Source organism: Streptomyces sp. QH1-20 (assembly GCF_041283565.1).
Taxonomy (GTDB): Bacteria; Actinomycetota; Actinomycetes; order Streptomycetales; family Streptomycetaceae; genus Streptomyces; species Streptomyces syringius.
On the sequence record NZ_CP166299.1, the window covers coordinates 4,825,659 to 4,851,484 of the forward strand.

The 25,826-nt window shown below is 73.1% G+C and carries 18 protein-coding genes; 12 read left to right on the forward strand and 6 right to left on the reverse strand.

Annotated elements, in window-relative coordinates:
- The first annotated feature begins 79 nt into the window (after positions 1-79).
- Entirely contained in the window at positions 80-2,542 is a 2,463-nt protein-coding gene (gene pcrA / locus AB8O64_RS22015) for a DNA helicase PcrA (RefSeq protein ID WP_370420867.1), read from the forward strand.
- A gap of 125 nt (positions 2,543-2,667) precedes the next feature.
- Here the strand turns inward: pcrA and AB8O64_RS22020 are convergent, their stop codons facing one another.
- Both AB8O64_RS22020 and AB8O64_RS22025 read right to left on the reverse strand, forming a co-directional pair.
- Positions 2,668-4,218 carry a peptidoglycan DD-metalloendopeptidase family protein gene (locus tag AB8O64_RS22020; protein ID WP_370420869.1) on the reverse strand — a complete coding sequence of 517 codons (1,551 nt, stop codon included), beginning with the start codon at positions 4,216-4,218 and terminating at the stop codon, positions 2,668-2,670.
- A gap of 219 nt (positions 4,219-4,437) precedes the next feature.
- On the reverse strand, positions 4,438-5,301 hold the full coding sequence (locus tag AB8O64_RS22025) for an esterase/lipase family protein (RefSeq protein WP_370420870.1): 864 nt from the start codon (positions 5,299-5,301) through the stop codon (positions 4,438-4,440).
- 377 nt (positions 5,302-5,678) lie between these two features.
- Between AB8O64_RS22025 and AB8O64_RS22030 the strand changes: the two genes are divergently transcribed.
- Positions 5,679-6,086, forward strand: coding sequence for a cobalamin B12-binding domain-containing protein (locus AB8O64_RS22030; protein WP_356453331.1), 408 nt, complete (start codon positions 5,679-5,681; stop codon positions 6,084-6,086).
- Positions 6,087-6,175: 89 nt separating this feature from the next.
- Here the strand turns inward: AB8O64_RS22030 and AB8O64_RS22035 are convergent, their stop codons facing one another.
- Positions 6,176-7,768, reverse strand: coding sequence for a DUF5691 domain-containing protein (locus AB8O64_RS22035; protein ID WP_370420871.1), 1,593 nt, complete (start codon positions 7,766-7,768; stop codon positions 6,176-6,178).
- 73 nt (positions 7,769-7,841) lie between these two features.
- Positions 7,842-9,218, reverse strand: a complete 1,377-nt coding sequence (locus AB8O64_RS22040) for an SWIM zinc finger family protein (RefSeq protein WP_370420872.1) — start codon at positions 9,216-9,218, stop codon at positions 7,842-7,844.
- Positions 9,219-9,345: 127 nt separating this feature from the next.
- Between AB8O64_RS22040 and AB8O64_RS22045 the strand changes: the two genes are divergently transcribed.
- The 6 genes from AB8O64_RS22045 to AB8O64_RS22070 all read left to right on the forward strand — a co-directional run bounded on the left by AB8O64_RS22045 (position 9,346) and on the right by AB8O64_RS22070 (position 19,276).
- Positions 9,346-10,446 carry an AAA family ATPase gene (locus tag AB8O64_RS22045; protein ID WP_356453334.1) on the forward strand — a complete coding sequence of 367 codons (1,101 nt, stop codon included), beginning with the start codon at positions 9,346-9,348 and terminating at the stop codon, positions 10,444-10,446.
- Positions 10,443-12,965 (forward strand): DUF5682 family protein, encoded by a 2,523-nt coding sequence (locus tag AB8O64_RS22050; RefSeq protein ID WP_370420873.1) that lies wholly within the window; start codon positions 10,443-10,445, stop codon positions 12,963-12,965. The genes AB8O64_RS22045 and AB8O64_RS22050 overlap by 4 nt, the downstream gene beginning before the upstream one ends.
- A gap of 20 nt (positions 12,966-12,985) precedes the next feature.
- Positions 12,986-14,224, forward strand: coding sequence for a VWA domain-containing protein (locus AB8O64_RS22055; RefSeq protein WP_370423926.1), 1,239 nt, complete (start codon positions 12,986-12,988; stop codon positions 14,222-14,224).
- Between the two features lie 280 nt (positions 14,225-14,504).
- The gene (gene sucC, locus AB8O64_RS22060; protein ID WP_130880256.1) at positions 14,505-15,683 is read left to right on the forward strand and encodes an ADP-forming succinate--CoA ligase subunit beta; all 1,179 of its coding nucleotides are present in this window, start codon (positions 14,505-14,507) and stop codon (positions 15,681-15,683) included.
- Positions 15,684-15,703: 20 nt separating this feature from the next.
- A complete protein-coding gene (gene sucD, locus AB8O64_RS22065) occupies positions 15,704-16,588 on the forward strand; it encodes a succinate--CoA ligase subunit alpha (RefSeq protein WP_130879468.1) in 885 nt (294 codons plus the stop codon).
- A 219-nt stretch (positions 16,589-16,807) separates the two neighbouring features.
- Positions 16,808-19,276 carry a DUF6350 family protein gene (locus tag AB8O64_RS22070; RefSeq protein ID WP_370420874.1) on the forward strand — a complete coding sequence of 823 codons (2,469 nt, stop codon included), beginning with the start codon at positions 16,808-16,810 and terminating at the stop codon, positions 19,274-19,276.
- A 162-nt stretch (positions 19,277-19,438) separates the two neighbouring features.
- Here AB8O64_RS22070 and AB8O64_RS22075 read toward each other — a convergent pair whose 3' ends face one another.
- Positions 19,439-20,191, reverse strand: coding sequence for a hypothetical protein (locus AB8O64_RS22075; protein WP_370420876.1), 753 nt, complete (start codon positions 20,189-20,191; stop codon positions 19,439-19,441).
- A 578-nt stretch (positions 20,192-20,769) separates the two neighbouring features.
- Here AB8O64_RS22075 and purN point away from each other — a divergent pair.
- Positions 20,770-21,426 carry a phosphoribosylglycinamide formyltransferase gene (purN, locus tag AB8O64_RS22080; protein WP_370420877.1) on the forward strand — a complete coding sequence of 219 codons (657 nt, stop codon included), beginning with the start codon at positions 20,770-20,772 and terminating at the stop codon, positions 21,424-21,426.
- Positions 21,423-23,000: a bifunctional phosphoribosylaminoimidazolecarboxamide formyltransferase/IMP cyclohydrolase gene (gene purH / locus AB8O64_RS22085; RefSeq protein ID WP_370420879.1), complete on the forward strand. Its 1,578-nt coding sequence runs from the start codon at positions 21,423-21,425 to the stop codon at positions 22,998-23,000. Before purN ends, purH begins: the two co-directional genes overlap by 4 nt.
- A gap of 82 nt (positions 23,001-23,082) precedes the next feature.
- Here purH and AB8O64_RS22090 read toward each other — a convergent pair whose 3' ends face one another.
- Positions 23,083-23,709, reverse strand: coding sequence for a hypothetical protein (locus AB8O64_RS22090; RefSeq protein WP_370420880.1), 627 nt, complete (start codon positions 23,707-23,709; stop codon positions 23,083-23,085).
- A 249-nt stretch (positions 23,710-23,958) separates the two neighbouring features.
- Between AB8O64_RS22090 and AB8O64_RS22095 the strand changes: the two genes are divergently transcribed.
- Together AB8O64_RS22095 and AB8O64_RS22100 are read left to right on the forward strand one after the other, a co-directional pair.
- A complete protein-coding gene (locus AB8O64_RS22095) occupies positions 23,959-24,846 on the forward strand; it encodes a bifunctional methylenetetrahydrofolate dehydrogenase/methenyltetrahydrofolate cyclohydrolase (protein ID WP_370420881.1) in 888 nt (295 codons plus the stop codon).
- A 115-nt stretch (positions 24,847-24,961) separates the two neighbouring features.
- The gene (locus AB8O64_RS22100) at positions 24,962-25,573 is read left to right on the forward strand and encodes a DUF3017 domain-containing protein (protein ID WP_370420883.1); all 612 of its coding nucleotides are present in this window, start codon (positions 24,962-24,964) and stop codon (positions 25,571-25,573) included.
- Positions 25,574-25,826: the final 253 nt, after the last annotated feature.

Consider the following 25,826-nt stretch of genomic DNA (forward strand, 5'->3'; position numbering starts at 1 on the left):
GTAGGTCACAGCCCCGGGGGCGTCCGGCTCGGCCGAAGCGGGACCGGCTGTCAGTGGGGCGGCCTAGACTCGGGAGGCGATGAGCAGCCTCTTTGACGACAGCTTCCTGGCGGACCTCGGCCCCTCGGGCGAGGAGCACCCACCGCCCCCGGAGGAAGCGGCCCCGGAGCCGGTGCCGCACGACCTCTTCGGGGGCGCTTTCGACGCTCCCGTCCCCCGCGACGCGTATTACCGCGACGGGGCGGCCCGGCCTGTCGTGGACCCGGTCGCCCTGCTGGAGGGGATGAACGACCAGCAGCGTGCCGCCGTGGTGCACACCGGCTCGCCGCTGCTGATCGTCGCGGGTGCCGGGTCCGGCAAGACCCGGGTGCTCACGCACCGCATCGCCCATCTCCTGGGCTCCCGCCACGTCCACCCGGGGCAGATCCTCGCGATCACCTTCACCAACAAGGCCGCGGGCGAGATGAAGGAGCGCGTCGAGGAGCTCGTGGGCCCGCGCGCCAACGCCATGTGGGTCATGACCTTCCACAGTGCGTGCGTGCGGATCCTGCGCCGGGAGAGCAAGAAGCTGGGCTTCACGTCCTCCTTCTCGATCTACGACGCGGCCGACTCGAAGCGCCTCATGGCGCTCGTCTGCCGCGATCTGGACCTCGACCCGAAGAAGTTCCCGCCGAAGTCGTTCAGCGCGAAGATCTCGAACCTGAAGAACGAGCTGATCGACGAGGAGGACTTCGCCGCGCAGGCGGCGGACGGCTTCGAGAAGACGCTCGCCGAGGCGTACGCGATGTACCAGTCGCGGCTCCGCGAGGCCAACGCCCTCGACTTCGACGACATCATCATGACCACCGTCCACCTCCTCCAGGCGTTCCCGGACGTGGCCGACCACTACCGCCGCCGCTTCCGGCACGTGCTGGTCGACGAGTACCAGGACACCAACCACGCGCAGTACACCCTGGTGCGCGAGCTGGTGGGCACCGCGGAGAACGCCCCCGAGGAGGGTGTCGCCGAGCTGTGCGTCGTGGGTGACGCCGACCAGTCGATCTACGCCTTCCGCGGCGCCACGATCCGCAACATCCTCCAGTTCGAGGAGGACTACGCGGACGCCACCACGATCCTGCTGGAGCAGAACTACCGCTCCACACAGACGATCCTCTCCGCGGCGAACGCGGTGATCGAGCGGAACCAGAACCGCCGCCCGAAGAATCTGTGGACCGAGGCCGGGGCCGGCGCGACCATCACCGGCTACGTGGCCGACACCGAGCACGACGAGGCGCAGTTCGTCGCCGACGAGATCGACCGGCTGACGGACGCCGGGGACGCCAAGGCCGGGGACGTCGCCGTCTTCTACCGGACCAACGCCCAGTCCCGTGTCTTCGAAGAGATCTTCATCCGCGTCGGACTGCCCTACAAGGTCGTCGGCGGCGTGCGCTTCTACGAGCGCAAGGAGGTCCGCGATGTGCTGGCCTACCTGCGGGTGCTCGCCAACCCCGAGGACACCGTGCCGCTGCGCCGCATCCTCAATGTGCCCAAGCGGGGCATCGGGGACCGCGCCGAGGCCATGATCGACGCACTGTCGCTGCGCGAGAAGATCAGCTTCGCGCAGGCGCTGCGGCGGGTGGACGAGGCGTACGGCATGGCCGCCCGCTCGTCCAACGCGGTCAAGCGCTTCAACGTCCTGATGGAGGAGCTGCGCACGATCGTGGAGTCCGGGGCCGGTCCCGCGACCGTGCTGGAGGCGGTCCTGGAGCGCACGGGCTATCTCGCCGAGCTCCAGGCGTCCACCGACCCGCAGGACGAGACCCGCATCGAGAATCTCCAGGAGCTGGCCGCCGTGGCCCTGGAGTTCGAACAGGAGCGGTCCGTCGAGGGCGCCGAGAGCCCCGGCACGCTGGCGGAGTTCCTGGAGAAGGTCGCGCTGGTCGCCGACTCGGACCAGATCCCCGACGAGGACACCGAGGGCACCGGCGTCATCACGCTGATGACCCTGCACACGGCGAAGGGCCTGGAGTTCCCCTGCGTCTTCCTCACCGGCATGGAGGACGGCGTCTTCCCGCACATGCGGGCCCTCGGCCAGACCAAGGAGCTGGAGGAGGAGCGGCGGCTGGCCTACGTCGGCATCACGCGGGCGCGCGAGCGGCTGTATCTGACCCGGGCGAGCATGCGCAGCGCGTGGGGCCAGCCCGCGTACAACCCGCCGTCGCGCTTCCTGGAGGAGATCCCCGAGCAGTACGTGCAGTGGCGCCGCACCGGCCCGGCGACACCGTCGGCGTCGATGGGCGCGGTCTCCGGTCTGACGTCCGGGTTCTCGTCCTCGCGCGGTGGTGGCACCAAGGCGGGCCCGAGCGGTTTCGCGACGCGGCGCACCAAGGACCGGCCGGTGGTGGCCCTCACCATCGGGGACCGGGTCACGCACGATTCGTTCGGGCTCGGCACGGTCGTCGGTGTGAAGGGCAGCGGTGACAACGCCGAGGCGACGGTCGACTTCGGCGAGGAGAAGCCGAAGCGGCTCCTGCTGCGCTACGCACCGGTCGAGAAGCTCTAGCCCGGACTCCGGTCCGGAGGGGCAAGCGATGCCGGGGCCCGTACGTGCGTACGGGCCCCTTGATCGATCGACGGAAATCGGTCGGCCGGCCGGGCGTGTCGGTTGCGCCGGACGGGGCATCGCGCCTATGTCGGGTCGAGGCCCTGGCCGCGCAGCCACGGCAGGGGGTCGACGGCGGAGCCGCCCGGCCGTACCTCGAAGTGCAGGTGCGGTCCGGTGGAGTTGCCGGAGCTGCCGGAGTAGGCGATGACGTCCCCGGCCTTGACCGGGCCGGACCGCAGCTTGGTACTGCTCAGGTGGCAGTACCAGGTCTCGACGCCCTCGGGCGAGGTCACTATGGCCATGTTTCCGTAGGCCACGTTGTACTGCGTGCGGACGGTGCCGTCGGTGGCGGCCATGACGGGGGTGCCGTAGCCGACCGGGAAGTCGATGCCGGTGTGCGTCGACATCCAGTTGATGCCCGCCTGGCCGTAGTAGGCGCTGAGGCCGTGCTGGGCGACGGGCAGTGCGAACTTCGGCCGCTCGGCCTCCTTGCGGGCCGCCTCCTCCGCCTTGCGCTTGCGCTCTTCCTCCTGGCGCGCCTTGAGGTCGATGCGCTCCTGGGTGCGGCTGGCGCGGCTGGCGAAGTCGTCGGCGCCCTTGCTGAGGCTCGCGAGCTGGGTGTCCAGCTTGCTGTTGGCCATGGCGGGCTTTATGGCCGAGGGATCCGGGGCGGTGGCCGCCTGGGTCTGCTTGGTGTCGCTCTGTCCGCCGGTGGAGACGGAGGCGGCGGCGATGCCGGCGACGCCCATGACGGCGACCGAGGGCACGGCGACGGTCAGCAGCGCCTTGCGGCGCGGGCGGTAACCGGCCTTGGCGGGCGCGCCCTTGCGGCGGCTGCGGCCCTGGCCGCTGCGCGTCTCCCCGGGTGCGTCCTGTGGCTCGTCCCGGCGCGGCGGTGCGGTCACCGCTTCCATGGTCCGGGTCTCGGCGTCGGCGACGACGCGCGGCCCGGGCTCCGTGCCCGCCGTGCTGTCGGGGCCGGAGTCGAAGCCGCTGTCGAAACCGGCGTCGAAGCCGGTGTCGGGACCCGGCGCGTTCAGCTCCGCGAGACCGAGATCGGTCATGACGGTCGCGTCGTGCGGGGTCTCGTGCGGCGGTTGGTGCGGGGCCTCGTGGCCGTGGCCGGCGCCGTGCGTGTCGTCAGGTGTCGCGTACGCGCTGGTGTCCCACGTCTGCGTCTGACCGCTCATGTCCCATTGGCCGGAGGTGTCCCAGCCCTGGAACTGCCCGGACGTGTCCCACGTCTGGGTCTGGGGGTGCTCCTGGCCCGGAAACGCCGACTGGGGCTGGAACTGGTCCTGTGTGTGCCCGGCCGTGTCCCACTGGCCCAAGGTGTCGTACGAGCTGCCCGCACCCCAGGCGTTCGCGTCCCACTGGCCGGTCGTGGTGGTGTCCCACTGCCCGGTCTGCTGCGCGGTGACGGCGCTGAAGTCCCAGGTCTGGGTCTGGCCCGTGACTCCCCACTGACTGGTGGTGTCCCATTGGCCTGTGGTGTCCCACTGCCCGGTGTCATAGCCGCCATAGGGGGCATAACCCTGCTGGGTGCCCTGCTGCTCATACGCCGGGTAATGCCCGTAGGCATCGGGAGTGGGAACGGTCGGGGTTGGGCCCGCCGACGGGTGACGGTCGTTCACCACCACTTCCATTTCGCCTCGGCAGCAGGTGAATTAGCGGCGACTGTACCCGGCGGTACGGGACGGCGACAATCTTCGTCACGTTTCGATCCCTCGGGGTCCGGGCATTTGGCCGCCTTTCGGTGGACTGAACCCCGAGTAATAGGTTTGGCGTTCGATATATGTTCGAAATGATGGCCGATTGAGCGAGGAAACACCCGGCCGGCCGGGTGGACCGGGTCAGGCGACCGAGGATGTTCCCGTCGCGTCGGCCACCGCTTCCTCGGCGGCCAGCGCCTGCCGGATGCCGGCCGCGATCGCCCAGTGGACCGGCAGTGCGAGATGACCGACGCCGCTCACCCGGACATTGCGCGCCGACAGATCCGGGTGATCGATTCGGGCCGTCTCCACGGGGACCATGATTTGGTCCAGGTCGCTCCAGAAGGCGATGAATTGCGTACCGCAATCGGGGGCGGGCCGGGACAACTCCGCGATGACCTCCGAATCGGGACGCATCTGCCGCACGAGCGGGTGCGCGGACATCAGGGGTGCCACGGTCGTGCCGCGGTGCGGGGTGCCGAGCGTGACGAGGGTGCGGACCCGGGTGTCCCCGCCGAGTCGCTGGACGTAGTAACGGGCGATCAGCCCGCCGAGGCTGTGCCCCACGATGTCGATCCGCTCCTGGTCCGTGCGCCCGCAGATCTCCTCGACATGCCCTCCGAGCACCGCGGCCGCCGTGCGGAGGTCACCGGTCAGCGGCGAGTAGTTGAGGGAGGAGACCTGGGACCAGCCGTGCCGCCGCAGCGAACGGCGCAGCAGGACGAAGACCGAGCGGTTGTCGATGAAGCCGTGCAGGAGGAGCACTGGTGGGTGGTGCGGCTCGGCGGGTGCGGGTGCGGTCGCTGGTGCCGGTGGGGCTGGTGCGGGGGGAGGGGGCGGGGGCGCGGTCGGGACGGGCAGGGGAGGCGGGCGGCGCTCCTGCGTCAGGCCGGTCGGATAGAGCAGCAGATGACCCGCGAGGATCAACAGCTCCCACACCGTGGACCGCACCAGCGCCGCCGAAGGGCGAACGAGGGTGGGGAAGGAAAAGGGCAGGGCCCCCATGGCCGACCTCCTGAACTGCGCACAGCAGGCGGCTCCGTCCCCCGTGTGCACTCCTGGCGGCTGCGCGGCGCCGCTCGTCGCACCGCCCGCCGTGCGGCCGGGCGGGGCGGGTGCCACTGCGACCGCACCGCGGCTACCGTCGCGACCACCGCGCCCGCCTCCTCGGCGATCCGTGCGGCCGGACGGCCCACCGGACGCGGAGGCGCGGGCGCGGTGCGTAGCGGACGTGTCGAACGTTTTGTCCCACGTGTGATTTCCCCCTCCCTCTCCTCCGTGAAACGGCGGGTTGCGGGATGCTGGCGATAACGTTCGTTCACTTACCCGGCCTCCGGGCCCGGGACCTCGGCCGGTGACGGCAGTCGTAGATGGAGGCAGTGATGGGAGTGACCGGTCCGATCCGCGTAGTGGTGGCCAAGCCGGGGCTCGACGGCCACGATCGCGGCGCCAAGGTCATCGCGCGTGCGCTGCGCGACGCCGGCATGGAGGTCATCTACACCGGGCTGCACCAGACGCCCGAGCAGATCGTCGACACCGCGATCCAGGAGGACGCCGACGCGATCGGCCTGTCCATCCTCTCCGGCGCGCACAACACGCTGTTCGCGAAGGTGATCGAGCTGCTGCGGGAACGCGAGGCGGAGGACATCAAGGTCTTCGGCGGCGGCATCATCCCGGAGGCGGACATCGCCCCGCTCAAGGCGCAGGGGGTCGCGGAGATCTTCACCCCCGGCGCGACCACGACGTCGATCGTGGAGTGGGTCAACGCGAACGTCCGCCAGCCGGCGTGATCGCCGGGCGCCGTGCCGAAGCGGAGCCTGTGGTGTCGTCCTGCGCGTCACCCGGGCGGCGCCCGGCGGGGGGCGGGCGCACAAGCCCGCTACCCCGCGAGCTCCGCTCGCATCGTGGCGCGTAGCCGCAGCGTGCCGACGAGGCGTTGGAAGGCCTCGGCCCAGTAGCCGACGGCGCCGGGGGCGCCCGTGCCGTCCTCGGGATCGTCGGGGAGGGCGGTGAGGACCTCCAGGCGATCGGCTTCGGCCGGGTCGAGGCAGCGCTCGGCCAGGCCCATCACGCCGCTGAAGCTCCACGGGTAGCTGCCCGCGTCCCGGGCGATGTCGAGGGCGTCGACGACGGCCCTTCCCAGCGGCTCCGCCCATGGCACCGTGCAGACCCCGAGCAGCCGGAACGCCTCCGAGAGCCCGTGGGTGGCGATGAACTCCGCCACCCACTCCGCCCGTTCCGCCGCCGGCAGCGCGGACAGCAGCTTCGCCGGGTCCCGCCACGAGGAGCCCTCGGTGGCGGGCGGTGATGTCGCCGGGCCGAGCAGCGCCCGCGACCACGCCCCGTCCCGCTGCCGGACCGCAGCCCGGCACCACGCGGCGTGCAGGTCCGGCTGCCAGCCGTCGGCGACGGGCAGCGCGACGGCCTCGGCCGCGCTCGTGACCCCGAACCGCTCGCACCAGGTGTGCAGCGGTGTCGCCTCCACCAGCTGGCTCAGCCACCACGACCGCTCGCCCCGCCCCGACGGCGGTTTGGCGACGATGCCGTCCCGCTGCATGCCGCTGTCGCACTCGTGCGGGGCCTCGACGGCGATGCGCGGCGCGGCCGCTCCCGTGCGGTCGAGGCCGACGCAGGAGCGGGCCCGCTCGGCCATCCGGGCCGCGAGCGCGGAGCCGGGGAGCGCGGACAGCAGCTCGGCCGCGGTGGCCCGCACATTGCGGCTGCGGTCGGACAGGGCCTGTTCGAGGAAGGGTTCGTCGGCGAGGGACAGTTCCTCGCGCAGGGAGTCCAGGAACATCAGCCGGTCCTCTGCCCGCTCCGTCGGCCATGTCGTGGCGAGCAGCTCCCGCGCACCGGCCGGATCGCGGCGCCGGACGGACGACAGGAGGGCGACCCGCTCGGAGAACAGCCCCTCCTGCCACACCCGTTGCGCCGCTCCCACGTCGGCGGCGTGTGTGCCGGGTGCGGGCGCCGGGCCGCCGCGCAGCGCGTACTTCCACTGGGGGTTGAGCCGGGCCAGCCACAGGGCGCGGGGCCCGGCCAGGGCGAGCGCCTGCGGCCGCAGGTCCGAGCGGGCCCGGGCCGCTTCGAGCAGGGCGGGCAGCAGCGCGGCGGGCGCCCGGTATCCGTGGCCGTTGGCGGCGGCCAGCCACTGGGGCAACAATTCGACGAGATCGGGTGCGGAGCCGCGCCGTCCGGCACCGCCGCCGGGTCCGGCCCGGTCGGCGAGCAGCAGCTCCAGCCGCCGCCGTGCGGCGGGCGGCAGCGACGGCCGCGGGTCCTCGGGCGCGGCCTCGGGGAGCTCCCTGGCGGCGACCGGCAACAGCCCGGCGCGCCGCTGCACGGTCCGCAGCGCTGCGGCGTCCAGCAGCGCCGCGGCGGCGTCCTGCCCGGGGCGCGGCCGAGTGGGCGGGGTGCGCCGCTCGGTGCCGAGCAGGGCCGCGGTGACGAGCTCGTCCCAGGTGCTGATCATGAGCTTGCCCTTCCTGTGGAATGTGGCCTGGAATGCCGCCGACCGCCGGGTCGTCCGGTCGGGTGGGGCGTCGTCAGAGCGCGACCGGCTCCGGCGCCCAGGTGGTCAGGGGAGTGAAGCCCCGGTGGCCGCATTCGCCGAAGACCGTCACCGGGGAGCCGCCGGATATCGCCGCGAGCCGCCACAGGCCCGTGCGGTCGGCGCACCGGGGGTCGACAGGCAGCGCCGTGCCGCCGTGCGCGTCGGCCAACTGCCAGCCCTGCTCCGGGCCCGGGACCGGGGTCACGACCGAGAGGATCGTGGGCCACGCCTCCAGCCACGGGTCGTCCCGCAGGGCCTCGCCGTAGGTGCGGAGGGCCGCCGCGGCATCGCCGCCCGCCGGTGGCAAGGGGCTGGGGGTGGGCGCCGCGTGGCGGGTGCCCAGCACGGCACGCAAGGGCCGTGCGGCCGGGTAGTACGCGATGTCCGCGTCCAGGGCGAGCCCGGTGGGCAGGGACAGCTCGGGCGCCCGTCCGCCCGCTCCGTAGGACAGGAGCAGGGCCGTCCGGCCCGTGGACCGGCCGTGGAGCCAGATCTTGCGGGTGATCAACCGACCGTCGTCACTGTCCTGTTGGGCCAGGACGAGCCAGAGATCGCGGACGGGGGTGGCGGTCGCCAGCAGGGCCGCCGCGTCCGAGGTGATGCCGACCCGGGTGCGCACCGTCGCGGCCAGCGCCTCGGGCAGCCGGTCGAGACGCAGATAGCCCTGATTGAGGGTGTGCAGCAAGGCGCACTCCTCCAGCAACCGCGCCGCCCGGTCCGCGCCGGAGCCGGTCACGGACGCCAACTCCCGGACCCGCGCGGCCAGTCCCGGGGCCTGGGCGTCGACCATGCGGGCCGCCGTCTCCTCCCACGGCCCGTACGAGCCGCCGTCGGCGGCGGCGAGGCCGCCGCGCAGCAGATCGGTGAGCCGCTGCTCCAACTCCGTGGCCCCGGCGGCGATCCGCTGCGCGCGGCGCTCCGAGCGGCGGCGGGCCGCGTCGGTGTCCACGGCCGCCGGGCCGTCGGCCGGTGGCTGTGGCTCGGCGGCACGCTCCGCGCGCTGCCGCCGCCGCTCCAGCCACTCCCCGGCCCAGCCGGGCGGCTCGGCGCCCGAGGCGGGGACGGCGTCCTCGCCCTCCGTCCACAGCAACAGCAGGCCCAGGGCGTGCTTGCACGGGAACTTGCGGCTCGGGCACGAGCAGTGGAAGCCGGGCCCCCCGCCGTGCCCGGACAGGTCGACGACCGTCCGGTACGGCTTGCTCCCACTGCCCGCGCACTCCCCCCAGACCGCGCCGCCCCCCTCCGTGCGCGCCCCCGCGGCCGACCACGGGCCGGGCGCCGCGAGCTTGGCGCCCGCCTTGCGTGATGCGGCGTCAGGAGCCAGCGCGAGCACCTGTTCCGCCGTCCAGCGTTCCCCCTGCCAATTCATGACCACGAAGCTAGGCCCACCCACTGACAATCGCTCTGACCAGCGGATTCCTGCTGCCCAGACCGATTGTCAGTGGGTGGGTGCAAGGTGGTTCACGTATCCCGGAAGCGCACGACGAGGGGGACTTGTGACCGTGCCCGGAATTGAGACCGAAGCCCTGCGACCGCACGCGGAGGACGCCTTCGCCGAGGAGTTGAGGGCCCTGGCGGCGGCCGATGACCGGCCCCGGCCCGAGCGTTGGCGGCTGTCGCCGTGGGCCGTCGCCACGTATCTGCTCGGCGGCACGCTGCCCGACGGCACCGTCATCACACCGAAGTACGTCGGCCCGCGCCGCATCGTCGAGGTCGCCGTCACCACGCTCGCCACCGACCGGGCGCTGCTCCTGCTCGGCGTGCCCGGCACCGCCAAGACCTGGGTGTCCGAGCACCTGGCCGCCGCCGTCAGCGGCGACTCCACCCTCCTCGTCCAAGGCACGGCGGGCACGCCGGAGGAGGCGATCCGCTACGGCTGGAACTACGCCCGGCTCCTCGCCCACGGGCCCAGCCGGGAGGCGCTCGTGCCCAGCCCCGTCATGCGCGCCATGGCCGAGGGCAGGACGGCGCGCGTCGAGGAGCTGACCCGGGTCCCGGCCGACGTGCAGGACACGCTCATCACCATCCTGTCCGAGAAGACCCTGCCGATCCCCGAGTTGGGCCAGGAGGTGCAGGCCGTGCGCGGATTCAATCTGATCGCCACGGCCAACGACCGGGACCGCGGCGTCAATGAACTCTCCAGCGCGCTGCGCCGCCGCTTCAACACCGTCGTCCTGCCGCTGCCCGCCACCGCCGACGCCGAGGTCGACATCGTCGCCCGCCGCGTCGACCAGATCGGCCGCTCGCTCGACCTGCCCGCGGGCCCCGAGGGGCTCGACGAGATCCGGCGGGTCGTCACCGTCTTCCGCGAGCTGCGCGACGGGGTCACCACCGACGGCCGTACGAAGCTCAAGTCGCCCTCGGGCACGCTCTCCACCGCCGAGGCCATCTCCGTCGTCACCGGGGGCCTGGCGCTCGCCGCGCACTTCGGTGACGGCGTGCTGCGCGCGGGCGACGTGGCGGCCGGGATCCTCGGCGCGGTCGTCCGCGACCCGGCGGCGGACCGGCTCGTCTGGCAGGAGTACCTGGAGGCGGTCGTCCGCGAGCGGGACGGCTGGAAGGACTTCTACCGCGCGTGCCGTGAGGTCTCCGTATGAGCGGGACCGCCCCGGCGCTGCTGGGCGTGCGCCATCACGGCCCGGGCTCCGCGCGGTCCGTGCTGGCGGCGCTCGACCAGTGCGCGCCGAGCGCGGTGCTCATCGAGGGCCCGCCCGAGGCGGACGCGATCGTGCACCTGGCGGCCGACCCCGGGATGCGCCCGCCGGTCGCGCTGCTCGCCCACGCCACGGACGACCCGGGACGGGCCGCGTTCTGGCCGTTCGCCGACTTCTCCCCGGAGTGGGTGGCCATCCGGTGGGCCCTGGCCCACGACGTGCCGGTCCGCTTCATCGACCTGCCCGCCGCGCATTCGCTCGCGCTGAACCGTGCGGGCGGGGGCCCTTCGCCGGTGCCCGCCGACGACGCTCCGGGCTCCCCGGACGATCTCCCCGTACCCTGCCCGGCGCCCCGCCTCGATCCGCTGGCCGCGCTCGCCGCGGCCGCCGGGTACGACGACGCGGAGCTGTGGTGGGAGGACGCCGTCGAGCACCGCCGCGACGGGGGCCCGTCAGGATGCGACGCCCTCGCGCCCTTCCAGGCCATCGCCGAGGCCATGGGCGAGCTGCGTGCCACCTTCGGCGACAGCGGGTGCGACGGCGGGTCCGACGGCGACAGTGGCTGCGACGGCGGGTGCGACGGTGGCAGCGACGCCGCGCGCGAGGCGCACATGCGGCTCAAGCTGCGCGAAGCCCGCCGCGAGTTCGGGGACCGGATCGCCGTCGTCTGCGGGGCCTGGCACGTGCCGGCCCTCACCGAGAAGCGGACCGTCGCGGCCGACCGGCAGGCCCTCAAGGGGCTGCCGAAGGTCAAGCCGCAGCTCAGCTGGGTGCCATGGACCAGCCGCCGGCTCTCCCGCCACAGCGGATACGGGGCGGGTATCGCCTCACCCGGTTGGTACAGCCATCTCTTCCATGCCCCGGACCGGCCCGTCGAGCGGTGGATGACCACCGTGGCCCGGCTGCTGCGCGAGGAGGACCACCCCGTCTCCTCGGCCCACGTCATCGAGGCCGTCCGGCTCGCCGGCACCCTCGCCGCCATGCGGGGCCGCCCCCTGGCCGGGCTCACCGAGACCACCGACGCGGTCCGGGCGGTGATGTGCGACGGCTCGGACGTCCCCCTCGCGCTCGTACGGGACCGGCTCGTCGTCGGTGACGTGCTCGGCGAGGTCCCCGAATCGGCGCCGGCCACCCCCCTCCAGCGCGACCTGTCCCGCCTTCAGCGCACCCTGCGCCTCAAACCCGAGGGCCGGGAGCGGGAGTGGGAGCTCGATCTGCGCAAGGACACCGACGCCGCGCGCAGCCGGTTGCTGCACAGGCTGCGGCTGCTCGGCGTCGACTGGGGCGAACCGCTGCGTTCGTGCGGCGGGCTGGGCACCTTCCGTGAGACATGGCGGCTCCAATGGGAGCCGGAGCTGTCCGTACGGGTCGCCGAGGCGGGTGTGTGGGGCACGACCGTGGTCGGCGCGGCCACCGCCAAGGCCGAGTCCGAGGCCGTCGCGTCCTCGGCCCTCGCCGAGGTCACCACCCTCGCCGAGCGCTGCCTGCTGGCCGACCTCCCCGACGCCCTCCCCGTCGTGATGCGCGTCCTCGCCGACCGCGCCGCCCTCGACGCGGACGTGGCTCACCTGGCGCAGGCCCTGCCCGCGCTGGTCCGTTCCGTGCGCTACGGCGACGTCCGCCGCACCGACACCGCCGCCCTCGGCGACGTGGCCACCGGCCTCGCGGAGCGTGTCTTCGTCGGCCTCCCGGCGGCCTGTGCCGGGCTCGACACGGACGCGGCGGAGGAGATGCGGGGCCATCTGGACGCCGTGCACCGGTCCGTGGCCCTCCTGGCGGAAGCGGCCCCGGCCGACCGCACCGACGACCCCACCACGGCGAACGACCCCACCCCGGCGAACGACCCCACCGAGCCCGACTCGTCCGGCCTGCGGGGGCGCTGGGCCGGTGTGCTCGGGGTGCTCGCAGAGCGGGAGGGGCTGCCCGGGGTGATCCGGGGGCGGGCGGCGCGACTCCTGCTGGACGACGGGCGGCTCGCCGAGGACCGGGCGGCCAGGCTGATGGGCCTCGCCCTCTCGGTCGGCACCGCACCGGCGGAGGCGGCGGCCTGGATCGAGGGATTCGTCGGCAGCGGCGGTTCCGGCGGCATGCTGCTGATCCACGACGAGCGGCTGCTCGCCCTCGTCGACGACTGGCTCGTCGGGGTGCCGGCCGAGGCGTTCACGGACGTCCTGCCCCTGCTGCGCCGCACCTTCTCCGCGTACGACGCGAGTGTGCGCCGCACGCTGGGCGAGCTCGTCCGCAGGGGCGGCACGTCCGACGGCACGGCGGCCCGGGGCGCGGGCGGCGCCCCCGGCTTCGGCCCGGACCTCGACCCCGAGCGGGCGGCGGCCGTGCTGCCGACGATGCGTCTGCTGCTGGGGCCGGCGACAGGAGAGGACCCGGGCGGGGACACGGGGACGGGCAGGGACATCGACGCATGGACGCCCGCCATGGCGCGGGCAGGGGGAGCGGGGCAATGACGACGGCGACAACGGCGACGATGGCGGACGGGACGGTCGGGGGACCCGGCGCGAGCCAGGGCACGGATCCCGCCGCCGAGCGGTTGCGGCGGTGGCGGCTCGTGCTCGGCGGGGAGGGCGGCGGCGACGGCACCGGGTGCGCGCTCGGGGGCACCGACGCCGCCATGGACCGCACCTTGGAAGCCCTCTACGGCTCGGGGCCCGGTCCTGGCTCCGGCCAGGGCGCGGGCGGTGGCCGGCGCGCGGCCGGGCTCGGCGGGTCGGCACCGCAGATCGCACGGTGGCTGGGGGACATCCGGACGTATTTCCCGACGTCCGTCGTTCAGGTGATGCAGCGGGACGCCATCGACCGGCTCGGTCTGTCCGCCCTGCTGCTGGAGCCGGAGATGCTCGAAGCCGTCGAGGCGGACGTCCACCTGGTGGGGACGCTCCTGTCCCTCAACAAGGTGATGACCGAGACCACGAAGGAAACGGCGCGGGCCGTCGTCCGCAAGGTCGTCGAGGACCTGGAGAAGCGCCTCACGGCCCGCACCCGGGCCACGCTGGCCGGTGCCCTGGACCGCTCGGCGCGCATCAGCCGCCCCCGCCACCGGGACATCGACTGGGACCGCACCATCCGGGCCAACCTCAAGAACTATCTGCCCGAGTACGGCACCGTCGTGCCGGAGCGCCTGATCGGTTACGGCCGGGCGGCGCGGTCGGTGAAGAAGGAGGTGATCCTCTGCATCGACCAGTCCGGGTCGATGGCCGCCTCCGTCGTCTACGCCTCGGTCTTCGGTGCCGTCCTCGCCTCGATGCGGTCCCTCGACACCCGTCTGGTCGTCTTCGACACCGCTGTCGTGGACCTCACCGACCAGCTGTCCGATCCCGTGGACGTGTTGTTCGGCACCCAGCTCGGCGGTGGCACGGACATCAACCGCGCGCTCGCCTACTGCCAGTCGCGGATCACCCGGCCGGCCGAGACCGTTGTCGTCCTCATCAGTGATCTCTACGAGGGCGGCATCCGGAACGAGATGCTCAAGCGGGTCGCGGCCATGAAGGCGGCGGGGGTCCGGTTCGTCACGCTGCTCGCGCTGTCCGACGAGGGCGCCCCCGCCTATGACCGTGATCACGCGGCGGCACTGGCCGCCCTCGGGGCGCCCGCGTTCGCCTGCACGCCCGATCTCTTCCCGGAGGTCATGGCGGCGGCCCTGGAGAAGAGGCCGCTGCCGGTGCCCGAATCCTTTGCCCCGTACGGCGGATCGGGGGTGGCGGGCTGACGAGGACGCGCGGTGTCGCCGGGCGGAACGCGGCCCCGCCGGGCGGACCGCTGTATACCCATATGAGTACGGGCGCTGTCGCGATCTGTGAGCGTAATCACGGCCCGAGTGTGACCTGCGATTTAGGGACCTCCCTCCCTCGGGGATAACCTGCGAGACGGACATGCCGCGTCAACGGTGAACGTGTGCCGCCCTCGTCAAAGATCGCGTCCTCACGCTGCCTGCGGCACGCCCGCGCAGACAACGAACCGCGATATCCATGGAAAAGGGACTGACGCGCGTGGACCTGTTCGAGTACCAGGCGAGGGACCTCTTCGCCAAGCACGGTGTACCGGTGCTGGCCGGTGAAGTCATCGACACGCCTGAGGCGGCGCGCGAGGCCACCGAGAAGCTGGGCGGCCGTTCGGTCGTCAAGGCGCAGGTGAAGGTCGGCGGCCGCGGCAAGGCCGGCGGCGTGAAGCTGGCTGCCACCCCGGACGAGGCCGTCGCTCGCGCGACGGACATCCTCGGCATGGACATCAAGGGCCACACGGTCCACAAGGTGATGATCGCCGAGACCGCTCCCGAGATCCTCGAGGAGTACTACGTCTCGTACCTCCTCGACCGGACCAACCGCACCTTCCTGGCCATGGCCTCGGTGCAGGGCGGCATGGACATCGAGGAGGTCGCGGAGAAGACCCCCGAGGCCCTCGCGAAGGTCCCGGTCGACTCCAACACCGGTGTGACCATCGAGAAGGCCCGCGAGATCGTCGCCCAGGCGAAGTTCCCGGCCGAGGTGGCCGAGAAGGTCGCCGAGGTCATGGTGACCCTGTGGAAGACCTTCGTCGCCGAGGACGCGCTCCTCGTCGAGGTCAACCCGCTGGCCAAGGTCGCCAACGGCGACATCCTGGCCCTCGACGGCAAGGTCTCGCTCGACGAGAACGCCGACTTCCGCCAGCCGGAGCACGAGGCGCTCGAGGACAAGGCCGCGGCCAACCCCCTCGAGGCGGCCGCGAAGGCCAAGGGCCTGAACTACGTCAAGCTCGACGGTCAGGTCGGCATCATCGGCAACGGCGCGGGTCTCGTCATGAGCACCCTGGACGTCGTCGCGTACGCCGGTGAGAAGCACGACAACGTCAAGCCCGCCAACTTCCTCGACATCGGTGGCGGCGCCTCCGCCGAGGTGATGGCGAACGGTCTCGAGATCATCCTCGGTGACCCGGACGTCAAGTCCGTCTTCGTCAACGTCTTCGGTGGCATCACCGCGTGCGACGAGGTCGCCAAGGGCATCGTCCAGGCGCTGGAGCTGCTCAAGGCCAAGGGCGAGGCCGTCACCAAGCCGCTGGTCGTGCGCCTCGACGGCAACAACGCGGAGCTGGGTCGCAAGATCCTTTCCGACGCCAACCACCCGCTGGTGCAGCGCGTGGACACCATGGACGGCGCGGCCGACAAGGCCGCCGAGCTGGCTGCGGCTAAGTAAAGGACGAGGACTCCACAACCATGGCTATCTTCCTCACCAAGGACAGCAAGGTCATCGTCCAGGGGATGACCGGCGCCACGGGCATGAAGCACACCAAGCTCATGCTGGCCGACGGCACCAACATCGTCGGTGGCGTCAACCCGCGCAAGGCCGGCACGAGTGTCGACTTCGACGGCACCCAGGTGCCCGTCTTCGGCTCCGTCGCCGAGGCGATGGAGAAGACCGGTGCCGATGTGTCGGTGCTCTTCGTGCCGCCGGCCTTCGCGAAGGCCGCCGTCGTCGAGGCGATCGACGCCGAGATCCCGCTGGCCGTCGTGATCACCGAGGGCATCGCGGTCCACGACTCCGCCGCCTTCTGGGCGTACGCGAAGGCCAAGGGCAACAAGACCCGGATCATCGGCCCGAACTGCCCCGGTCTGATCACCCCAGGCCAGTCCAACGCCGGCATCATCCCGGGCGACATCACCAAGCCCGGCCGCATCGGTCTCGTGTCCAAGTCCGGCACGCTGACCTACCAGATGATGTACGAGCTCCGTGACATCGGCTTCTCCTCGGCCGTCGGCATCGGTGGCGACCCGGTCATCGGCACCACGCACATCGACGCGCTCGCCGCGTTCGAGGCCGACCCCGACACCGACCTGATCGTCATGATCGGCGAGATCGGTGGCGACGCGGAGGAGCGGGCCGCGGACTTCATCAAGGCCAACGTCACCAAGCCGGTCGTCGGCTACGTGGCCGGTTTCACCGCGCCCGAGGGCAAGACGATGGGCCACGCCGGTGCGATCGTGTCCGGTTCGTCCGGCACCGCGCAGGCGAAGAAGGAGGCCCTTGAGGCCGCGGGCGTGAAGGTCGGCAAGACCCCGTCCGAGACGGCTCGCCTCGCGCGCGCCGCGCTCAGCGCCTGATCCTCACGGATCCCGGCCGTGGGCCCGCACCCCTTGGGGGTGCGGGCCCACGCCTGTTTCCCCGCCGCTGACGGGGCGTGTGGACACCGCCACTGACAGGGCGGGGACACCGACTTTTCTGCCCTTCGGCTCGAAAAGGTGCATAAGCGTATCTTGGGCGACACGACGGCTATATGCCCGCTACCAGGACGAAAGCCCTGTTGTTGGCAGCATGGCACCGTGACCCAAAATGCCGATCGCAGCACGTCGTCGCCGACGCGCGGCCGGCCCGCGGCAAGCGTTCCGCCCGTCGTGGGCACCGCCTTCTTCGACGGGATGATCGCCGCGGGCCTGGGCCTCGGGGCGTTCGCCGTGGGCGTCCTGGCGCTGTGGATCTCGTCGCCGTACCCCGACGGCGGGCCAGGGGCGGCGCTGCGCATCGCCGCCGACCTGTGGCTGCTGGCGCACGGCGCCGATCTCGTCCGGACCGAGACGCTCTCCGGGGCGCCCGCGCCGCTCGGCCTGACGCCGCTGCTGCTCACGGCACTGCCGTGCTGGCTGCTCTACCGAACGGCGCGGCACGCGCTGGACGTCCCGTGCGGGGACGACGAGGCGCGGGCGGTGACGGTGCCGGGGATGCCGGACGTGATGGACATGGCGGACGGGCCCCGTGCCTCGGGTGCGCCGGACGCCCCGGACGGCTCCGAGGCCTCGGATGCGCCGGACGGGCCGGACGTGCCCGACCGGGCGGCCGGGGCGGAGCCGTCCACCGGGCTCACACCGCGTACGGCGATCCTGGCCATGGCCGGTGGTTATCTGCTGGTGGGCGCGTGTGCCGTGCTCTTCGCCTCCTCGGGGACCCTGCGGGTCGCGCCCTGGAGCGCGCTGCTGCATCTGCCGGTGTTCGCGGTGGCGACCGTCGCGGCGGGTGTGTGGACCGCTGCGGGCTGCCCCGGCTGGCCCCGGTCGGGGCGCGTGCGCCGGTTGGTGGACGTGCTGCCCGCGCGGTTGCGCCGGTGGTTCACCCGCCGCCGGATGGTCGCGGCGGTACGGGCCGGAACGGCCGCGACGGCTGTGCTGTTCTGCGGTGCCGCGCTGCTGCTGACGGGTTCGCTCGTGTGGCACGCGGCGGAGGCCCAGGAAGCGTTGGTCCACCTGACCGAGGACTGGTCGGGGCGGGTGGCGGTGTTGCTGCTGTGCGCGGCACTGCTGCCCAACGCGGTCGTCTGGGCGGCGGCGTACGGGCTGGGGCCCGGGTTCACGGTCGGTGCGGGCAGTGTGGTCGCTCCGCTGGGGGCGGTCGCGTATCCCGCGCTGCCGAGCTTCCCGCTGCTCGTGGCCGTTCCGTCGCCGGGTGACGCGGGGCCGCTGATGCTGGTGGTGGCGGCGTTGCTGTCGGTCGCGACGGGTGCGGCGGTCGCCCGCTTCACCGTGCCACGGCCTCCCGCCGTGGTGGGCGTGTGGGAGGTCGCGGTGATCGCCGCCCTCGCCGCCGTCGTCTGTGCGGTGGTGACCACCGCCCTGTCGTTCGCCGCCTCCGGTGCCCTCGGCTCGGGCACGCTCGCGACCTTCGGGCCGCCGTGGTGGCTCGCCGGCGGGGCGGCACTTGCCTGGACCTTCTCGATCGGCGTCCCGGGGGCGTTGGTGCTGCGCTGGCTCCGGCGGGGTGCGGTGGTGGAACGGCTCCGGCCGCAACGCTCCCCGGCCGCGGCCGCCGCCGCTGCTGCCCGGCCCGAGCCGGCGACCACCAAGGAGACGGGGCCCCGGTGGTGGACGGGCGGGGCGCTCGTCCGGGGCGCGGCGGGCTGGCTGGGCTTCGGTGCGCAGCCTGCCGGCGGCGACGGCACGGCGGCCAAGCCCGTCGTCACCCCTGTCGTCGGCCCCGGGCTGCCCGCGCTGGCCCTGCCGGGCGTGAGGCCGGCCCGGGAGGACGGGGCGACTGCGGTCCCCGTGGTGCCCGCTGCCGGTACGCCGCCGAAGCCGGCGGAGCCGAAGGCCCTCGTGGCCGCGTTGCCGGTACGCCCGGCCCGCGCCGCCGGGCCCGCGTCGGAACCGGAGGCGGAGCCGCAGGCGGCGGCCGGGCGGTCGTGGTGGCCCGGCATGCTGCCGGGGAAGGGCCGCCCGAGCCGCAAGGAGCGCAAGCGCGGCGAGAAGGCCGACCGCGAGCGTCGGCGGATCCGTACGGAGGGGGAGGCCCCGGAGGTCGGTGGGGGCGCCAAGGATGGCGCCAAGGACGACGCCAAGGAGGCCCCCAAGGACGGCGGCAAGGCTCGGGCGCTTCGGGGCGGTCTGGCCGAGCGCTTCGGCCGCGATGCCGGGACCGGCGGCCGGAACAGCAAAGGCCCCGAGGCGCGGGAAGGCGGCAAGGACGCCGCCGGGGACGCCAAGGTCCGGTCGGGCCGGGCGGATCCGGCGGAGCGCGTGGGCCGTGAGGTGCGAGCCGGGCGCAGGAGCCGGGCGGACCGCAGGAGCGGGGGAGACCGCGAGACCAAGGAGGAAGGCGGCAAGGGGCGGGGGGACCGCAAGAAACGCAGGCCCCGCCACGCGGCGCCGCCCACCTTGACGTTCTCCCCCACGCACCCGGGCGCACCGGACTGGCACGACACCCGCGCCCGGCAACTCCGCTGGGCCGCCCTCAAGGACAGCGGCGGCGGCCTCATGCCCGACTTCGAACCCCACGACCTGACCAGGCCGACCGACGGCCTGTGACGTTCGCCTGGCGGCGAGCGGCATACGTAGCGCGACCGAACCGGCGGCGCGCGGGCCCGCCCGGCCGGGCGGGTTTCTCTCCCCGACCCGCGCGGCCCGCGCCAGTCCCCTCAGCGCCGGGCGCGGCGCCGCGCTACCACCCCGGCTCCGCCGGGGCGGCGGTCAGTCCTTCTCGCCCAGAAGCGGACGCAACTGCTTCGGGAGGTGGTTCTCGCAGGCCTGGCGGGAGGTCTGGGTGAGGGCGTCGTCGACGCAGGTGTAGTAGTCGCTGTAGACGAACTGGAAGGTGAACGTCGCCGCCACGATGGCCAGCGCGAGGCCGCCCGTGACCAGGCCGCTCACAGCCGCCGTCGTCTGCGGGCGGGAGGCGGTCGCGGTGGGGGCGCCGTTCGGCGGGGGTGGGATGTCCGGGTCCGTGCGCTGGGGCCTGGGCTTGGCGCGCAGGGCGGTGATGCCCCAGTAGACGGAGAGGGCGCCGAGGAGGAGGGCCACCTGGGGGATGCTGAACAGGGCGAAGAAGAAGCCCCACATGCCGGCGAGCAGGGCGTAGCGGGCCCGCCGCTGGGCCGGGTCGGTGGGGTCCCAGCGGAGGCCGCCCCCGCCCGGGCCGCCACCGGAGGGGTTCGGGCCGCCCGGGCCCTTGCCGCCGCCGAAGCCGCCGCCCTGGCGGCCCGGCTGGCGGCTGCTCCACTCACTGCCCCACGCCGGGGGCGGGTCCTGGCCCTCGCGGCCGTCCTCGCGGCCGTCCTCGGATCCCTCCCCGGATCCGGAGGAGTCGCCCTCCGGCCCGCGCCGCGGCTGCCACGGCCGGTCCGGCCGGCCCTCGGGCGGCGCGGCGAAGGGGTTGTCCCGCTGCTCGTCGGACGGCGACGGAGACGGCGAGGACGGCTTCTGTGCATCGCGCTCGTGCGACATGCGGGCGTTCCTCATCACTGCCCTCCGGTGGACGCGGCGGACGCGGTGGGCGCGGTGGGCAGCGAGAGGCGGTGAGCCGCGTGGCGGCGTCGGTCCGGCATGTGGAGTGTGTCTTCCCCTTGTGTCGGGCGGTGTCGGCGTCGGTCGCCGTCCGTCGCGTCGGTCGGCGTGTCGGCTTCGGCTGCTGCGTCGGCGGTGTCGGATGTGCCGGCGTCCGCCGGCCTTCCGGCGGACCCCGCGGGCTCCGCGAGCCCCGCACACCGCAGGTCCCGCGACTCCCGCACATCGAACGTACGGGGGCGTGCCCGGATTCCGCGCCCGGATTCCGCGCGTCGCCCCGGCGCGTCGCGGCCGCACGCCCTTACCGCGTGGTGCCGAATCCGTACATCGCCTCCGCACATCACTTCGTGCGCTGCTTCCAGACGCTACCTTCCGCGCGCGCCCCCGTCCCGTGGGGGCCGTTCGGAGTGCCGGTATCGTTGCTGGCGGTCGGCGGCTTCGTAGAGTCCCCCGTATTCGGGGACCCCTCCGTCTCGTACGACCATACAAACCGCATCACCGCGAGAAAGGGCCCCGCTGTGGCCTCCCCACCTCCCGCGTCTCCCGGCCTCCGGCGGCACCCCGTCCCCGCCCGTCTCGTCGTGCTCGTCTCCGGTTCGGGGACGAATCTGCAGGCCCTGCTCGACGCGATCGCCGCCGACCCGGCCGGCTACGGCGCCGAGGTGGTGGCCGTGGGCGCCGACCGGGACGGCATCGCCGGGCTGGAGCGGGCCGAGCGCGCCGGGCTGCCCACGTTCGTCTGCCGGGTGAAGGACCACCCGACGCGGGACGCGTGGGACCGCGCGCTGACCGAGGCGACGGCGGCGTACGAACCCGATCTCGTCGTCTCCGCCGGTTTTATGAAGATCGTGGGCAAGGAGTTCCTCGCCCGCTTCGAGGGCCGCGTGGTCAATACCCACCCGGCCCTGCTGCCGAGCTTTCCCGGCGCCCACGGCGTGCGCGACGCGCTCGCCTACGGCGCGAAGGTGACCGGCTGCACCGTCCACTTCGTCGACGACGGCGTCGACACCGGCCCGATCATCGCCCAGGGCGTGGTCGAGGTCCGGGACGAGGACGACGAATCCGCGCTGCATGAGCGGATCAAGGAAGTCGAGCGAGAGCTGCTCGTCGATGTCGTGGGGCGCCTGGCCCGTAACGGCTACCGCATAGAGGGACGAAAGGTAAGAATCCCGTGACCGTCGAAGGTACGACCGCCGAAGGTACGAAGCGGCCCATCCGGCGCGCGCTGGTCAGCGTCTACGACAAGACGGGGCTGGAGGAGCTGGCCCGCGGGCTGCACGCGGCGGGCGTCCAGCTCGTCTCGACCGGCTCGACGGCCGGCCGGATCGCGGCGGCCGGGGTCCCGGTCACCAAGGTCGAGGAGCTGACGGGCTTCCCCGAGTGCCTGGACGGGCGGGTCAAGACCCTGCACCCGCGGGTGCACGCCGGCATCCTCGCCGACCAGCGGCTCGACTCGCACCGTGAGCAGCTCGCCGAGCTGGACATCGCGCCCTTCGAGCTGGTGATCGTCAACCTCTACCCGTTCCGGGAGACCGTCGCCTCGGGCGCCGCCCCCGACGAGTGCGTCGAGCAGATCGACATCGGCGGCCCGTCGATGGTCCGCGCCGCCGCCAAGAACCACCCCTCCGTCGCCGTGGTCGTCAACCCCGACCGCTACGCCGATGTGCTGAAGGCCGCCTCCGACGGGGGCTTCGACCTCACGCAGCGCAAGCGGCTGGCCGCCGAGGCGTTCCAGCACACGGCCGCCTACGACGTGGCCGTGGCGAACTGGTTCGCCGACGACTACGCGGCCGACGAGGGCCCCTGGCCGGACTTCACCGCCGTCTCCTACGCCCGCAAGCAGGTCCTGCGCTACGGCGAGAACCCGCACCAGCCCGCCGCGCTCTACACCGACGGCACGGGCAAGGGCCTCGCGTACGCGGAGCAGCTGCACGGCAAGGAGATGTCGTACAACAACTACGTCGACACCGAGGCCGCGCGCCGGGCGGCGTACGACCACACCGACCCGTGTGTCGCGATCATCAAGCACGCCAACCCGTGCGGCATCGCCATCGGTTCGGACGTCGCCGAGGCCCACCGCAAGGCCCACGAGTGCGACCCGCTGTCGGCGTTCGGCGGTGTGATCGCCGTCAACAGCCCCGTGTCGGTCGCCATGGCCGAGCAGGTCGCGGAGATCTTCACCGAGGTCATCGTCGCCCCGGCCTACGAGGACGGCGCGGTCGAGGTGCTGGCCCGCAAGAAGAACATCCGCGTGCTGCGCTGCACCGACGCCCCCGCGGCGCAGGGCGAGACCCGTCCCGTCGAGGGCGGCATCCTGGTCCAGGTCAAGGACCGGCTCCAGGCGGAGGGCGACGACCCGGCGAACTGGACGCTCGCCACGGGCGAGGCGCTGTCCGCCGACGAGCTCGCCGAGCTGGCCTTCGCCTGGCGCGCCTGCCGCGCGGTGAAGTCCAACGCGATCCTGCTGGCCAAGGGCGGCGCGACCGTCGGCGTCGGCATGGGCCAGGTCAACCGCGTCGACTCCGCGAAGCTGGCCGTCCAGCGGGCGGGCGAGGAGCGCGCCCAGGGCTCGTACGCCGCCTCGGACGCCTTCTTCCCCTTCCCGGACGGGCTGGAGGTGCTGACCGCCGCCGGTATCAAGGCCGTGGTCCAGCCGGGCGGTTCGGTCCGTGACGAGCAGGTCGTGGAGGCCGCGAAGGCGGCGGGCGTGACGATGTACCTCACCGGTACGCGCCACTTCTTCCACTGACCGGTCGCCTCGTCGGCGGCCGGTACGACCGGAGGCCGCACCCCGTGCGGGTGCGGCCTCCGGCTCCGGCGGTCCGTGGCGCTCAGTAGCGGGGGCGCTGGAACCACTCGGACGACACGCGCTTGGCCGCGAAGACGATCACCAGGATCGACGCGACCAGGGTCACCAGACCCAGCCCGTACACCACCGAGGTGAGCAGACCGCTGATGATGCCGAACGAGCAGTAGACGATCGAGCCGACGCGGACGCCGTTGCGGCCCTTGGCGTAGCGCACGGCGAGGATGATGCCGATGATCGCGAAGACGGCGGCCAGCAGGACGAAGAAGGCGATGACGCCCTTTCCGGCGTCGATGACCGTGTCCACGTCCACCTCCTCGCCGTTCGCGGTACGGACGGTGCCGTTCGTGCCTTCCTTCTCGACCGCGTCGTCGATCGCGGCGATGGCGGCGGCGAAGAGGCCCGCGAGCACCACGTGGATGCCGGCGATGACGTACATCAGGATGCGGGCGGCCTTGGTGAGGCCGGGCATCGCGAAGGGCTGGCCGTAGGGCGCGCCGTTGTACCCGCCGCCCTGGTCCTGCGGGAAGGGGGCGTACGGCTGGCCGGGCTGGGCCGGGATGCCCTGCGGGGCCTGCTGCGGATAGCCGTAGCCGGGCTGACCCTGCGGGGGCTGCTGTCCGTACGGGTTGTTCTGGTCGCCGAAGCTCATGGTGAGGGAGTTCCTCCGTAGTCGTGCGGGGACGGCGCGGACATCAGGAGGAGAGATTGCAGAGCGGTCCGCCCCCCGTCACAGCCCGCGGCACTGCCGGATCATCGTTGTTGGGCTCTTGACATTTGTCCAGCCGATACCCGTATGCGTTGTACAAGGACCACGGTCCGTGAAAACCACCGTGCACATCACCGGGGCGGGCCCCGCCCGGATTGGAACGAGGGCCGCCCCATCCTGGAGGATGAACCCATGACCGCCCAGATTCTCGATGGCAAGGCCACCGCCGCCGCGATCAAGTCCGAACTCACCGTCCGCGTGGAGGCGCTGAAGGCCAGGGGCGTCACCCCCGGCCTGGGCACTCTTCTCGTCGGCGACGACCCCGGCAGCAAGTGGTACGTGGCCGGCAAGCACCGCGACTGCGCGCAGGTCGGCATCGGGTCGATCCAGCGCGAGCTGCCCGACACCGCCACGCAGGAGGAGATCGAGGCGGTCGTCCGCGAGCTGAACGACAACCCCGAGTGCACGGGCTACATCGTCCAGCTCCCCCTCCCCAAGGGCATCGACACCAACCGGGTGCTGGAGCTCATGGACCCGGCCAAGGACGCGGACGGGCTGCACCCGATGAGCCTGGGCCGCCTCGTGCTCAACGAGACGGGCCCGCTGCCCTGCACCCCGTACGGCATCATCCAGCTGCTGCGCCACCACGGCGTCGAGATCAACGGCGCGCACGTCGTGGTCGTCGGCCGCGGTGTCACCGTCGGCCGCTCGATCGGCCTGCTGCTGACCCGCAAGTCCGAGAACGCCACGGTCACCCTCTGCCACACCGGCACCCGTGACCTGTCCGCGCAGCTCCGCCAGGCCGACATCATCGTCGCCGCGGCGGGTGTGCCGCACCTGGTCAAGCCGGAGGACGTGAAGCCGGGCGCGGCCGTCCTGGACGTCGGTGTCAGCCGGGACGAGCACGGGAAGATCGTCGGTGACGTCCACCCGGGCGTGGCCGAGGTGGCCGCCTGGATCTCCCCGAACCCGGGCGGTGTGGGCCCGATGACGCGGGCGCAGCTGCTGGTGAACGTGGTGGAGGCGGCGGAGGCGGCCGAGGCCGCCTCTCGCGCGGCCGGAAGCGCCGATGAGTCCTGAGCGGGGACCCTCCGGGTCGGCACGTGGTTCCGAGGGCGACCGCCCCGGGCCTTCGGCTTCCGGACAGCGGTCCGAGGCCGGAAAGAGTGCCGGGTCAGGAGAGGACGCCGGGGCCGTGAACGGTGCCGCGTCCTCCAAGCGTCCGGAGTCCGGCAAGCGGTCCGAGGCCGGGAAGGGTTCCGCGCCCGGGAAGGGGGCCGGGGCCGTGAACGGTTCCGCGTCCCCGCAGCGCCCCGAGGCCGGGAAGGCCTCCCGCGCCGCGGCGACGCGCACCGGCCCCGGTGGGCGACCCGGGTCCGGGAAGGCCCCGGAAGCCACCGAAGGCCACGGCCCGGGGCCCCGGAAGTCACGTCGTTTCCAGGCGGTCACGCGGGACACAGCGCGTCCCGAGGGCGGCGGCCGGGCCGCGCCCGGGGACGCGCCCGCACCGGCACGGCAGTGGCCGCTGCTGGCCGTGCTGGGCGCGACGGGACTGGGGCTGCTGCTTGTCGCGTTCGACGCGTTCCGGGTCGGCACGCTCCTGATCGGCCTGGCGATGATCGGCGGCGCCGCGCTGCGCTGGGCGCTGCCGTCCGTGGGCATGCTGGCCGTACGGTCGCGGTTCACCGACATGTTCACGTACGGCGGTCTGGGGGTGGCCATCGTGCTGCTCGCCCTGATGGCGCAGCCGAAGGCGTGGCTGAAGATCCCGTTCCTGGACGACATCCTGCACTTCACCGTGCGCTGACGCAGGCACAGCCGCAGACGCGCGCAAGGCGACGGCCGGTCCTCCACCCCCGTGGGAGGACCGGCCGTCGTCACTTTTGAGGATCATGACGGCGCCGATTCCGATCAAGGTCCGATGGCGCTCTGTGGCGCGGAGGTGACCGTTTCGCTACGAGGTCCCCGTCGCGTACCGGATGTCCGCAGGATGTGACGAAAGCGCAGCGCGGCGCACGCCGGGGCGGAGCGGTTCCGGTGGCGTCAAGGGGGCGTGCGCC